10 protein-coding genes are annotated in these 13,095 nt (G+C 67.8%); 3 read left to right on the forward strand and 7 right to left on the reverse strand.

Going from position 1 to position 13,095, the window contains the following annotated elements:
* Positions 1-13: 13 nt before the first annotated feature.
* Positions 14-1,561 (reverse strand): sugar ABC transporter ATP-binding protein, encoded by a 1,548-nt coding sequence (locus HNP46_RS14755; RefSeq protein ID WP_184590141.1) that lies wholly within the window; start codon positions 1,559-1,561, stop codon positions 14-16.
* 254 nt (positions 1,562-1,815) lie between these two features.
* Between HNP46_RS14755 and yghU the strand changes: the two genes are divergently transcribed.
* The gene (gene yghU, locus HNP46_RS14760; protein WP_184590143.1) at positions 1,816-2,652 is read left to right on the forward strand and encodes a glutathione-dependent disulfide-bond oxidoreductase; all 837 of its coding nucleotides are present in this window, start codon (positions 1,816-1,818) and stop codon (positions 2,650-2,652) included.
* An 885-nt stretch (positions 2,653-3,537) separates the two neighbouring features.
* Here the strand turns inward: yghU and ycaC are convergent.
* Positions 3,538-4,167 (reverse strand): isochorismate family cysteine hydrolase YcaC, encoded by a 630-nt coding sequence (gene ycaC / locus HNP46_RS14765; RefSeq protein WP_184590145.1) that lies wholly within the window; start codon positions 4,165-4,167, stop codon positions 3,538-3,540.
* A 184-nt stretch (positions 4,168-4,351) separates the two neighbouring features.
* Positions 4,352-4,762 carry a helix-turn-helix domain-containing protein gene (locus HNP46_RS14770; RefSeq protein ID WP_184590147.1) on the reverse strand — a complete coding sequence of 137 codons (411 nt, stop codon included), beginning with the start codon at positions 4,760-4,762 and terminating at the stop codon, positions 4,352-4,354.
* Positions 4,763-5,163: 401 nt separating this feature from the next.
* Between HNP46_RS14770 and HNP46_RS14775 the strand changes: the two genes are divergently transcribed.
* Both HNP46_RS14775 and HNP46_RS14780 read left to right on the forward strand, forming a co-directional pair.
* On the forward strand, positions 5,164-7,962 hold the full coding sequence (locus tag HNP46_RS14775) for an ATP-binding protein (RefSeq protein WP_184590149.1): 2,799 nt from the start codon (positions 5,164-5,166) through the stop codon (positions 7,960-7,962).
* Positions 7,963-8,047: 85 nt separating this feature from the next.
* Positions 8,048-8,446: an MAPEG family protein gene (locus HNP46_RS14780; protein ID WP_184590151.1), complete on the forward strand. Its 399-nt coding sequence runs from the start codon at positions 8,048-8,050 to the stop codon at positions 8,444-8,446.
* 7 nt (positions 8,447-8,453) lie between these two features.
* Here HNP46_RS14780 and HNP46_RS14785 read toward each other — a convergent pair whose 3' ends face one another.
* The 4 genes from HNP46_RS14785 to HNP46_RS14800 form a co-directional block, all read right to left on the reverse strand.
* Positions 8,454-10,913 carry a TonB-dependent siderophore receptor gene (locus HNP46_RS14785; protein ID WP_184590153.1) on the reverse strand — a complete coding sequence of 820 codons (2,460 nt, stop codon included), beginning with the start codon at positions 10,911-10,913 and terminating at the stop codon, positions 8,454-8,456.
* A 95-nt stretch (positions 10,914-11,008) separates the two neighbouring features.
* The gene (locus tag HNP46_RS14790; protein ID WP_184590155.1) at positions 11,009-11,962 is read right to left on the reverse strand and encodes a FecR domain-containing protein; all 954 of its coding nucleotides are present in this window, start codon (positions 11,960-11,962) and stop codon (positions 11,009-11,011) included.
* Positions 11,959-12,483, reverse strand: coding sequence for a sigma-70 family RNA polymerase sigma factor (locus HNP46_RS14795; RefSeq protein WP_184590157.1), 525 nt, complete (start codon positions 12,481-12,483; stop codon positions 11,959-11,961). Before HNP46_RS14795 ends, HNP46_RS14790 begins: the two co-directional genes overlap by 4 nt.
* Positions 12,484-12,591: 108 nt before the next feature.
* Complete coding sequence (locus tag HNP46_RS14800; protein ID WP_184590159.1) at positions 12,592-13,044, reverse strand: universal stress protein; 453 nt, start codon at positions 13,042-13,044, stop codon at positions 12,592-12,594.
* Positions 13,045-13,095 lie beyond the last annotated feature (51 nt).

Here is a 13,095-nt window from a genome sequence, read left to right on the forward strand (position 1 = left end):
CACGGCTCCTTTTTCAGACATGCGAAGTTTCCTGGGGCGACGAGTGAATCGGAGTGAGATGGGCGACGATCTCGCTGCGCTGCAGGTCGTGCCGGGGCAGCTCGGCGACCACCGCGCCGTCGCGCACGACGAGGATGCGGTCGGCGATTTCCAGGGCTTCGTCCGGGTCGCTGCAGATCACCAGCGTGGCGCGGCCGGCGGCGCTGGCGCGGATGCGCTGGCCGATGTCGCGGCGGGCGCGGACGTCGACGCCCTGGAAGGGTTCGTCGAGGATCAGCACGCGGCCCTGCCCCAGCAACCAGCGGGCGAGGATGACCTTCTGCTGGTTGCCGCCGGAGAGCAGTTCCAACGGGGATTCAATGCCGTCTCCCTCGACAGCCGGCCCTTTGATGCCAAGCGCTTCGATCTGCTCGGCGACACGTGCGCGCTCGGCGCTGCGGTCAATGAAGCCCAGGCGCGAGAAGCTGCGCAGAAACGGCAGGGTCATGCTCGCGCGCACCGAAAAGCCCGGCACCCGCGAATTGCGCGCGCGGTCCTCGGCGGCGAAGAACACGCCGGCGGAAATCGCTTCGCGCGGCGTGCGCGGCAGCCACTCGCGGCCATCGAGGCGGATCGATCCGCTGTGATGCTGGCGCAGGCCGAACAGAACTTCGGCAATCTCGCTCTTGCCGGCGCCGAGCAGGCCGGTCAGGGCAACCACGTCGCCTTCGTGCAGGTCGAGGTCGAACGGCGCGCTGTGGGCTTCGAGCTGCCAGTCGCGCAGGGACAGCACGGTTTCGCCGCGCTCCAGCGGCTGCAACTGCACGTCACCCAGCGCGGCGCCGAGCATGGACTCCACGGCGGCGCCGAGGTCCAGCGGCGCGGGAAATTCGCCCACCAGGCGGCCGTCGCGCAGCACCAGGGCGCGGTCCGCCACCCGCTGCAGGTCGGACAGCCGATGGGAGATGTAGAGGATCGCCACGCCGCGTTCACGCAGGTGGTCGATGAGTTGGAACAGACGCTCGGCTTCGACGGTCGACAGCGAGGCAGTGGGTTCGTCGAGGATCAGCAGGCGCGGCTTCAATGCCAGGGCGCGGGACAGGATCACCAGTTGCCGTTCAGCGGTACCCAGGGATTCGATGGGCGCCTGCAGCGGCAGGTCCAGCTCCAGCCCGGCCGCGATAGCAGCGGCGCGCTGGCGGGCCTGGCGCGGACGGAACAACAGCGGGCTGGAAGCACTGCAGAGTTCATCCAGCAGCAGGTTTTCCGCGACGCTCAGGCCAGGCACCACGCCCTGCTCCACTTGCTGGTGCACCGCGACTATGCCGTGGCGGCGGGCTTCGTGGGGCGAGGCGAAACGGACCGCCTGGCCATCGATCAGCAACTGCCCGGCATCGTGCTCGTGGGAGCCGGCGATGATCTTCACCAGTGTCGACTTGCCCGCGCCATTGGCACCGAGCAGGGCGAGGACTTCGCCGGGGCGGATATCCAGGTCCAGGTCGACCAGCACGCGGTTTTCGGCAAAGGACTTGCCGATACCTTCGAGGCGGAGGAACGGGACGGAAGCAGGCTGGACAGACATCTGGCTCTCGATACGACGCGGCAGGACGAAAGCGCCGTGTCAGAGCTTCGCCGTTGGACTGAGCGGCGATTCTTTTATAATCTCAAACCATGCATCAACTTATTTTTAATATCGTTTATGCATATGCTAACAACCACCCGAGCACCGCGCCGTGCACTGTTCGCCCAGCAACAGCGGGCAGGAAAAACCACTGACGGCCAACGGATCGGGCAGGTAGCATCGACCGCATTCAACCCACAAGGTGAGCACTCACGATGGCGAACGATACCTACACTCCACCCCGCGTCTGGACCTGGGACAAGGGCAACGGCGGCGCCTTCGCCAGCATCAACCGGCCCATCGCCGGCCCGACCCACGACAAGGAGCTGCCGCGCGGCAAGCACCCGCTTCAGCTGTATTCGCTGGCCACGCCCAATGGCGTGAAGGTCACCATCCTGCTCGAAGAACTGCTGGAGCTGGGCGTCACCGACGCCGAGTACGACGCCTGGCTGATCAGGATCGGCGACGGCGACCAGTTCGGCAGCGGCTTCGTCGGCATCAACCCGAACTCGAAGATCCCCGCCCTGCTGGACACCAGCGTCACGCCGGAACTGCGCGTCTTCGAATCCGGCTCGATCCTGGTGTACCTCGCGGAGAAATTCGGCCACTTCCTTTCCAAGGACCTGGCCAAGCGCACCGAGACGCTGAACTGGCTGTTCTGGCAGATGGGCAGCGCGCCCTTCCTCGGCGGCGGCTTCGGCCACTTCTACGCCTACGCGCCGGAGAAGTACGAATACCCGATCAACCGCTACGCCATGGAGGTCAAGCGCCAGCTCGACGTGCTTGACCGCCAGCTGGCCGGCAACCGCTACATCGCCGGTGACGAGTACAGCATCGCCGACATGGCCATCTGGCCCTGGTACGGCGCTTTGCTGAACAACCAGGTGTACGAGACGGCCGAGTTCCTCGATGTGGAAAGCTACAGCCACGTGCGCCGCTGGACCGACGAAATCGGCTCGCGCCCGGCCGTGCAGCGTGGCCGCCGGGTCAACCGCACCTGGGGCGACGACGCCCTGCCGGAGCGGCACAGTGCGGACGATTTCAAGCAGTGATGCGCTAGCCCTGTAGCAGCATGTCCCGCTGCGCTTGCCGGCGTGCGCATTCGTAGGATGGCGTGGAGCGCAGCGATACCCATCGATTCCCGTGCGAGGACAGCATGGGTATCGTGCTCCGGCGAGATATCGGGGCGGGGTGGGATTCTGATCGCGGACGGAGTCCGCTCCTACGAAGAACCTGCTGCGTCGATCGAGCTTTGGCCGTTGTGCTTGCAGTTGCAGTTGCCCTTAAAGTCTTCCAGAGAAACGCCCGCGCACTCCGAACGCCCCGTTCAGGAGGCCTCGTTGGATTGGAGTTTCAGGGGTTGAGCGACATGGATGTCGCGAGAGCGCTGTCGGGCCAGGGATGGCCCGTCAGCGCGTGCCCCTGAAACTTCAATTCAACGAGGGAATTTTTCGCCTAAGCGAAAAACCGGATGATTGGGGCAAGACCTTTGCCTACTTTGGGTGGGGCGGCCATCCGTCGTTTGCCAAAGTGGGTCGCCCGAGGGGGCGAAACAGAGAGTCCGCGCGCACACCGAAGCGGCGCAGAAACACCCAAGCAAAAACATTCGCGGAGAAGCCCCGCTCCTACAAAAGCCCGCTCAGCGCACCCGCCGAAACCCCACAGGAAACCCAGCGCGAGGCAGACACATCGCGGACAAGGTCCGCTCCTACGCAGGCATGGGGCAAAGGCATTTATCGATGACAGCGAATCCCTCCGCGCAGGATTTCGCGGACAAGGTCCGCTCCTACGCAGGCATGGGGAAAAGGCATTTACCGGTGACAGCGAATCCCGCCGCGCAGTGGTTCGCGAGCAAGGACTGGGCGTCCCCCTCGGTCCTACGAAAAGCAAAAAACCGGAGCCTCGCGGGAGGCTCCGGTTTTCATTTCAGCGAACGCTTACTTACCAGCGGTGAGCGCGTTGTAGCTGGTCATCAGATTGCGATAGTCCGGAATGTGATTGGAGCACAGCGCCGCCAGCCCTTCGATATCGTTGCGCCAGTCACGGTGCAGCTCACAGGCCACGCCGAACCAGGTCATCAGCTGTGCACCGGCCGCTTCCATCCGGCGCCAGGCCGCGTCGCGGGTCATCTCGTTGAAGGTGCCGGAGGCATCCGCCACCACGAACACATCGAAGCCTTCCGCCAGGGCCGCCAGCGCCGGGAACGCCACGCACACCTCGGTCACCACGCCGGCGATGATCAGTTGCTTCTTGCCGGTGGCCTTCACCGCTTTCACGAAGTCTTCGTTGTCCCAGGCGTTGATCTGGCCAGGGCGGGCGATGTACGGCGCGTCCGGGAACTGCTCTTTCAGCTCGGGTACCAGCGGGCCGTTGGGACCGGTTTCGAAGCTGGTGGTGAGGATGGTCGGCAGGTTGAAGAACTTGGCCAGGTCGCCCAGCGCCAGCACGTTGTTCTTGAACTTGTCCGGGTCGATGTCACGCACCAGCGAGAGCAGACCGGCCTGGTGGTCGACCAGCAGTACGGCGGCGTTGTCCTTGTCCAGGCGGTTGTAGGTGGGGTTGGCCATGGTGAAATCCTCGGTTTGCTTTCAGTGGGTCCGGCATCGGCCGGAAGGTTTGGACTCGTCTGCAGTGCTTCACTGCATGGAGCAAAGATTAAATTCGAGACCCTTGATCCACCAGACGGCAAAATTCACCTCCAGCGTTCCATTTTCGGAACGACTGACAACCAGGTGCCGCCCGGCAGAGAGCCTAGCCGGCGTGTCGCCATTGCGACTCGCGTTGTTGTTCGAAGAACCGCCGCTGCCAGCCCAGTGGCGTGATGCCTTCCAGGCGGCAGAAGATCCGGCAGAAATGCGCCTGGTCGCAGAAGCCGCACTGCAGGCCGATCTGCGCCAGGGGGAAGGTCGATTCGCGCATCAGCTGCTTGGCCTTCTCCACCCGCAGCAGGCGCATCCAGGCCTGGGGCGAATGGCCGGTGGTGACCTTGAACTTGCGGGTGAAATCGCTGCGCGACAGGGCGCAGGCGGCGGCCAGTTCGCTGACCGTGATGCCGCTGTCCAGGTGCTTGAGCAGCAGCGCCTGGGCACGTTCCTGCTGCCAGGGCGCCAGGTCGCGCTGGGCGCCGCCCGCCGGCAGCTGGCCGATGAGTCTGTGAAGCATGCTGGTCCCTCCCCTGCGGTATGCCGCCATTCTTGGCGGCGGCTGCAGGAGCGGCGAGTTAAAGCTGGTTAAACCGCATTAACCGCCGGCGCGGACGCTGCGCAGCATTCGACTACCGGTGGGTACTTCGCCAGCGGATGCCCACACGAGCATGCCACCCACGGCGCACCGGCTGCACCGCCCCGGCGGTGGCTCCGCGGGCGATGATGGGAGGCGCACGGCGTTAATCGTTATTAAATGGGCTGCGAAAAAAGCCCAGCCAGGGCAGGATGGCCGGGCGGCGATGCGCCGTTGCCCCGTAAAGCGCTACTCGACCGGAGAGTCGATAGACGAGTGCCACCAAGGCTGACGCCTGGGCCGGCCCGGAACCTGCCCCCAGCGTGCGAAGACAGACACAGACGATGATCCTCCAGCCCGTGGCGACGGTCGAAACCGTGCTGCATTTCGGTCCCTACCAGTTCTACCCCGACTCCCGCCTGATCCTCGAAGCCGGCCGCCCGCTGCGCCTGGGCCAGCGCGCCGTGGAGATTCTCCTGGCGCTGCTGGAGCAGGCGGGCCGCGTGGTCAGCAAGCGCGAGCTGCTGGCCCGCGTGTGGCCGGAGCAGGAAGTCGACGAAGGCAACCTGCGGGTGCACATGGCGGCCCTGCGCAAGGCCCTGGGCGATGGCCAGAACGGCCGCCGCTTCATCCTCACCGTGGCCCTGCGCGGCTACAGCTTCGTCGAGCCGGTCAGCGCCTCGGCGCAATCGGCACCGCCCCCCAGCCAGGGCGCCGCGGCGGACCACAACCTGCCGCCGCGGCGCAACCGCCTGCTGGGCCGCGAAGCGGAACTGCAGAGGCTGCTCGAGGAGTTGCCGCAACGACGCTGCATCAGCCTGGTGGGCAGCGGCGGCATCGGCAAGACCAGCCTGGCGCTGCAGGCCGCCGAGCAGTTGCTCGGCCAGTATCCGGATGGCATCCGCCTGCTCGACCTGACCCAGCTGCAGGACGCCCGCCCGCTGAACAGCACCCTGGCCTTCGCCCTCGACCTGCCCGGGCTGGCCGGCGAGTCGCTGGAGCGCATCTGCGCCCAGGCGGCCGATCGGCGGATGCTGCTGCTGATCGACAACTGCGAGCACCTCATCGAGGCCAGCGCGCGCCTGGTGGAGTGCCTGCTGCGCCAGGCACCGAGCATCCACCTGCTGACCACCAGCCGCGAGAGCCTGCGCGCCACCGGCGAGCACGTCCACCCGCTGCGTCCCCTGGCCTGCCCGCCCGTGCAGGTCGGCAGCCTCGCCGAGGCCCTGAGCTACCCGGCCGCCGCGCTGCTCATCGAGCGAGCCCGCGAGGCCCGCGAGGACTTCGAGCTGCAGCCCCGCGACCTGGCGCGGATCGGCGACATCTGCCGACGCCTGGACGGCATTCCCCTGGCCCTTGAACTGGCCGCCGGGCACCTGGGCGATGGCGGCATCCAGGCGCTGCTGGAGGGCGGCTACCTCGACCTGCCGCTGCAGGCGGACGGCTCGCCGAACCGCCACGCCCACCTGCGCGCCATGCTCGACTGGAGCTACGCCTTGCTGCCAGCCGCCGAGCAGGCCTGCCTGCGACGTCTGAGCGTGTTCCGTGGCAGCTTCTCGCTGGAGTCCATCGCCGCCGTCATCAGCCAGCCGGCTGACCCCGGCGCGGCCTTCCTGCTGGTGAACCACCTGAGCGCCGCCTCGCTGCTGACCACCGAGATCCGCCACGACGAAGCCCGCTATCGCCTGCTGGAGCCCACCCGCCTCTATGCCCTGGAGAAACTCGCCGCCGCCGGCGAGGGCACGCTGGCGCGCGAACGCCACCTGGCGCTGTGCGAGAACGTCATGCAGGCCGCCCAGGGCGATTGGGAAAAAACCACCGCGCAGGGCTGGCTCAAGCGCTATTCGCCCTGGCTCGCCGACGTGCGCGCCGCCCTCGACTGGGGCCTGGGCGGCGAGGTCCGGCAGCGCCTGGCGATCAGCCTGACGGCCTGCTCGGCGCCACTCTGGCAGGAGCTGTCGCTGCTGCACGAGTACGGTGCCTTCGTCAGTGCCGCCCTCGGCCTGCTCAGCGCCGATTCCGCCGCCTCGCTGCAACTGGCGATGCGCCTGGAGCTGGCCCTGGGCAACACCACCTACCACGATGTGCGCAACCGCCAGGCCGACGAGGCCTTCCAGAACGCGCGCCTGCTCGCCCAGCGCATCGGCGATGCCGACGGCGAACTGACCGCCCTCTCCGGCAGCCTGGCGGTGACGCTGTGGGCCGGCCAGTACCCGCAGGCCGTCGCGCGCAGCCAGGACTTCCAGCGCCTGAGCGCAGGCCGTGGCGAGATGCTCGCCACCAGTGCCCTGCGCCTGAAGGTGCTGGCGTTGCATTATTCCGGGGATCAGCTGCAGGCCCAGGCCGTGGGCGCGCAGGTGTTGCAGCGGCTGGAGCGCGAGCGCCGCGCCAACCGCTTCGCCCCCTGCCTGGGCGTGCAGTACGACCAGCACGTCGCCTCCCTCGCCACCCAGGCGCGCATCCTCTGGCTGCGCGGCCTGCCGGACCAGGCCGAAAGCCTGGCGGCCCAGGCCATCGAACTGGCCTGCCAGATGCAGCACAGCGCTTCGATCGCCTACAGCCTGGCCGTCGCCGGCTGCGTGATCGCCTTCTATAACGGCGAAACGGACAAGGCCCGCAGCCGCGTGCGGCTGATGATCGAGGTGGCCGAGCAGCACCGCGTGCCGCTGTTCGCCGATTGGGCGCGGCACTATGCCTGGGCCATGGGGTTCGCCCCGTCGAGCGCGGGCGCCGCGCCGGCGGTGGGCCTGGTCCGCGACATCGTCCAGACCCTGGGCGGGCGTCCGCTGCCCGCCGACCAGGCGCAGCTGATGCGCGCCAGCACCGGCGCCGCCGGCTGGTGCGCGGCGGAAATCCTGCGCAACGAAGCCGAGGCCCTGCTCGCCCGCGGCGATGGCGAGTCCCTGCTCGGTGCGCAAACCCTGCTGAACCGCGCCCTGGCCCTGGCCCGGGAACAGGGCGCACTGGCCTGGGAGCTGCGCGCCGCCACCAGCCTGGCGCGACTGCTGCTGTCACAGGGCCGGGCGGCCGAGGCCGGCCGGCAGTTGGCGGCGGTCTGCCAGCGCTTCGCCGAGGGCCACGCCTCCCCCGACCTGCGCAAGGCCCGCGAGTGCCTGCAGGACTGCACGAGCGCCGCCGGCTGAAGTCGTCGCGAATCCTGCTGCGACGCACTCAGCTCATGGGCCATACTGCGCTGCGCCCACCCTCGCCCGTGAAGGATCACCCGCCATGCACCCACTGCTGTTGCCCATGGCCGCGCATGTCGCGCTGGCCGCCTTCCTCTACGTTCTGCTGACCGTCGCCCGCGCACCCAAGGTCTGGGGTATCGGCCAGCGCGCGGACGGCAGCAATCCCTGGGCCGCCGTGGAACCGCGCATCAGCGCCAACCTGTCCAACCAGTTCGAGTGGCCGCTGTTCTTCCACGTCGCCTGCCTGCTGCTGATCCAGCAGCACGCGGCGCCCGCCATCGCCACCTGGCTGGCCTGGCTGTTCGTGGCCGGGCGTCTGGCCCACAGCGCCGTGCAGGTCTGCACCAGCAACGTGCGCCTGCGCGGGCTGGTGTTCACCCTCAACTTCCTCGCCACCCTCGGCCTGTGGCTGGTGGCTCTGTCGACGCTACAGGCCTGAGGTCGGCTCAGAAGTCGTAGCGCACGTTGACCATCAGGTTGCGTGGCGGCCCGTAGTGGCCGTAGCTGCCGGAGAAGCCGGCGTAGTACTTCTCGTCGAGCAGGTTGTTGAGGTTCAGGGTGGTGGAGAGGTGGTCGGTCAGGCGATAGCGCGCCATCAGGTCGACCACGCTGTAGTCGTCCTGGCCGACGCGGCTGTTGTAGCGGCTGAAGTACAACGAGTTGCTGGAATTCCAGCTGGCGCCGCCGCCAACAGTCAGTCGATTCCACTCGCCTGGCAGGTCATAGGTGGTCCACAGGCGGAAGGTATCCAGCGGCAGCTGGGTGGTCAGGCGCTCGCCGTCGGCGTCCTCGGTGCGCGAGTGGCTGAAGCTGGTCTGCAGTTGCCAGCCCGGCGCCAGTTCGCCGGCCAGCTCCAGGTCGATGCCCTTGGTCTTCGCGCCACTCACCGCCTTGTAGGCGTCCTCGTCGGTGCCCGGCACGGTGTAGCCGGCGTCCAGTTCGGCGACGTTGTCACGCTTGATCAGGTAGGCGGCGACGTTGGTGTTGAGCTGGCCATCGAAGAACGCCGCCTTCCAGCCCACTTCGTAGTTCTTCCCCACCACCGGGTCGAGCACCTTGCCGCTGCGGTCCTGGCTGGACTGCGGCTTGAAGATGTCGGTGTAGCTGACGTAGACCGACTGGTCCGGCGTCAGGTCGTAGACCACCCCGGCATAGGGCGTGACCACGCCGCGCTCGGTCATGCCGTAGTCCAGCACGTAGCCCGAGGCGATGCTCTGCGAGTAGTAGTGGTAGCGGTAGTTGCTGCCGCGGGCGCCGAGGATCAGGTGCAGGTCGTCGCTCAGGTTCAGGCGCGTGGCGGCGAAGTAGCCGCTCTGCCGGGTGTCGACGTCGTAATCCAGTGACGGCGTGAAGGTGTCGCGGTCCGGCTTGGGCAGTTGGTTGTTCCAGTGGTTGAAATCCACCTTCGCCGTCGGCCCGGTCCAGGCGTAGTGGTGATTCACGTAGTCGAGGTAGTTGGCGCCGAAGATCAGCTCGTGGGTCTGCCCGAACAGCTGGAACGGCCCCTGCAGCGTGGCGTCCACCGCCTTCTGCCGCTGGTTGGCCTCGGAGTACGCCTGGCTGATGTTGGCGATGCCCTCGGGGGTGATGTAGGCCATGCCGGTGGAGCTCTGGTAGGAGCCGGTGCGGGTATCGCGATCGACTTCCATGTAGGTGGCGGCGACCTTCAGCTGCCAGTCGTGGGCCAGCTGCTGCTCGATGCCCAGGGTGTAGTTGTTGGTGTCGAAGCGGTCCGAGTTCCAGCGCGCACCGGAGCTGATGGAGCGCGAGAAATCGGTCTGCTCGCCGTTGGTGTAGAGCATCGGCACACCCTGCGCGCCGGTCGGGCGGTAGCGCTGGTGGTCGATGCTCAGGCGCGCCACGGTGGTCTCGGTGAGGTCGGCTTCGAGCACGCCGTAGGCGATGTCGCGGTCCTGCCGGTACCAGTCCATGAAGGTGTCGTTGACCTGTTTGGCCGCCACCATGCGCCCGCGCAGGTTGCCGCTGTCGGTCAGCGGGCCGGAGACGTCGGTCTCCAGCCGCTTGAAGTCCCAGGAGCCGACGCCGCCCTGCACGTAGGCCTGGAAGTCGCGGGTCGGGCGCTTGCGGATCACGTTGACCACGCCGCTGGGGTCGCCGGCGCCGGTCATCAGGCCGGTGGCGCCGCGCACCACTTCGACGCGGTCGTAGATCGCCATGTCCATCAGCGTGCTGGGCATGGTGCGGGTCTGGTTCTCCTGGTAGGTGGTGACGCCATCGTACTGGTAGGTGTTGATGGCGCTGCCGCGGGAGTAGATGTTGAAGCGCTCGCCGCCGTCCTGGGACATGGTCACGCCGGGGGTCTGGTTGAGCACCTCGGAGATGCTGCGCAGCTGCTGGTCGTCCATGCGCTGGCGGGTGACCACGCTGATGGTCTGCGGCGTCTCGCGGATCGACAGGTTCATCTTGGTCGCCGTGCTGGTCGACCCGGTGGTGTAGGAACCGGTGCCTTCGGTGGTGCCGTCGGGAATCACCCCGGTGATCTCGCTGCTGTCCAGTTCCAGCGGCTGATTGCCGTCAGACAGCGGGCGCAGCACGTAGAGGCCGTTGCCCTGGTGGCTGGCACGCAGACCGGTGCCTTCGAGCAGCTGGCGCAGGCCGCTGTCGACGTCCGCCTCGCCGCGCAGGCCACGGCTGTGCAGCCCCTGCACACGATCCGGCTCCAGCGGCAGGGTGATGCCCGCCTGGCTGGCAAACTCCGCCAGCGCCGCGCCCAGCGGACCGGGGGCGATATCGAAGTGGCGCAACGGGCGCTCGGCCTGGGTGGCGTCGGCCAGCGCCGGCGCAATGTAGCCCAGCGAGCCCAGGCTCAGGCCAAGGGCGGCGGCGCGCAGCGCTCGCGCCAGTTCGCTGGGCTGGAAGGCGCGGGCGAAGGGGGGAAACGGCATGGAGAACTCCCTGTGTCGAGCGTTGTTTTGTGGGGTGTGCTCGTGAAGACACGCGAGAGCTGGAAAACACGACAAGGCTGATGAGGGGATGAACTTCAGCTGGACAGCGGCGCGATGGTCACCCAGTAGCGGGTGCGGTAGCGGATGCTCACCGGCAGCACCTGGGTCAGTGCCTGCAGGGCCTGATCGGTGTCGCGCAGCTGGAACGCGCCGGAGACTTCCAGCCCGGCCACCGCGGGGTCGCAGCGCAGCAGGCCGGGCCGGTAGCGGCCGAGCTCGGCGGCGAAGCGCGCCAGGCTCATGCGCTCGGCCTTGAGCACGCCACGCGTCCAGTCGGCGAGGTGTGCGTCCAGCGTGCGCGGTTCGCCAACCCGCCGGGTATCGAAACGCGCCTGCTCGCCAGCGCGGATCAGCACGGCGTCGCCGCCACGGGGCTGGAGCCGCACTGCGCCTTCGACCACGCCGACCTGGCTGTCGACCGCGCCCTGGCGCACCAGGAAGCGCGTGCCGATGGGCCGTACTTCGCCCTCGGCGGTCTCCAGGATGAACGGCCGGCCGGCGTCGTCCCTGGCGGTGGCGATCTGCAGTTCGCCAGCCACCAGGCGCACCCGCCGGGCCGTGCTGTCATAGGCGATATCGATGGCGCTGTCGGTGTTGAGCCAGAGCTGGGTGCCGTCTGCCAGGGTCAGCTCGCGCTGCTCGCCGACGCCGCTGCGGACATCCGCGCTCAACTGCTGCCAGGGTTGCGAACGCCGCACCAGCAAGGCCGCCGGCGCAGCCGCCAGGAGCAACGCCAGCAGCTTCATGGCCTGGCGCCGGCTCGCCGCCTGGGAGCGCTCCAGCGTCTGGGCGCCCAGCTGCGGGGGAATCAGGCCCAGGCGCTGGTTGAAGCCTTCGGCCAGTTGCCAGGCGCGTTCGTGTTCGGGATCGGCCGCGCGCCACAGTTCGCAGTCGCGCCGCTGCGCCTCGCTGACCCGCGGCCCCAGCAGACGTACATACCAGCGGGCAGCCTGGCGCGCGATCTCGCGGTCGATGGGTTGCGCGCTCACAGTGCTTCGGCCGCCAGCACGATGCACTCCTCGAAAGCCAGCGCCAGGTAGCGCTGCACACTGCGCACGCTGGTGCCCAGGTGCCGGGCGATGGCTTCCTGGGTGCAGCCTTCGAGCTGGTACATCAGGAAGGCCTGGCGCGCCTTGTCCGGCAGCCGCGCGAGTACCGCGTCGACTTCGTGCAGGGCTTCGAGCACCAGCGCCTGGTGCTCAAGCGAGGGCGTGGACTCCTCGGGCAGGCTGGCGAGGACTTCCAGGTACGCCTGCTCCAGCGAGCGGCGGCGGTAGAGGTTGATCACCAGGCGCCGGGCGATGGTCGCCAGGTAGGCGCGCGGCGTGGCAATGGGCTGCTGCAACGCGGCGGGCGAAACCAGCAGGCGGACGAAGGTGTCCTGGGCCAGGTCGGCGGCATCGCAGCGGTTGCCCAGGCGCCGCTGCAGCCAACCACGCAGCCAGCCGTGGTGTTGGTGGTACAGCTGGCTGAGCTGCAGGTTGGCTTGGGCGTTGGCGGGCGGCGGCATGGGGCTGGAACATCCATGTTTGAGAATGACTCGCATTCTACTTTTTCCGGGCGCCCTATCTCAAGGCCCGCCAGAGCGCGCCGTTGAAATCGTCGAAGAACGCCTGCGCTACTGGTCGCGGACCAGCAGCACCGGCCGCCGGCTCGACTGCAGCACGCCCTCGGCCACGCTGCCCAGCATCAGGCGGTGCACACCACGACGGCTGTGGGTGCCCATGACGATGGCGTCAGCCTTGACGGCGTCGGCTTCGCGTTCGATGCGATCGGCGACTTCCTCGCCGGTGGTTTCCAGGCTGATTCGCTGGTAAGTGGCCGGCACGGCGTATTCAGCGATGACTTCCCGCGCCTTGCCGAGGATGTCGTCGGCAGCCTTCAACGCCGCGGCGTGCAGCGCCTCGGCATCGTAGTACTTGGCGTAGTAAGGCAGGTGGCCCAGGGGACGGTCGACAATAGTGATGACGTGCAACTCGCCGCCGCTCATACGGACCAGCCGGGCGCCTTCGGCCAGGGCGCGGAAGGAAACGGGGCTGCCGTCCACGGCGGCCAGGACATGCTCGTACATACGATGTTCCTCGATGGTGGGTCTGGCCTTGACCTTAACCGCCGGGATGCG

Source organism: Pseudomonas nitroreducens (assembly GCF_014204515.1).
Classification (GTDB): Bacteria; Pseudomonadota; Gammaproteobacteria; order Pseudomonadales; family Pseudomonadaceae; genus Pseudomonas; species Pseudomonas nitritireducens_A.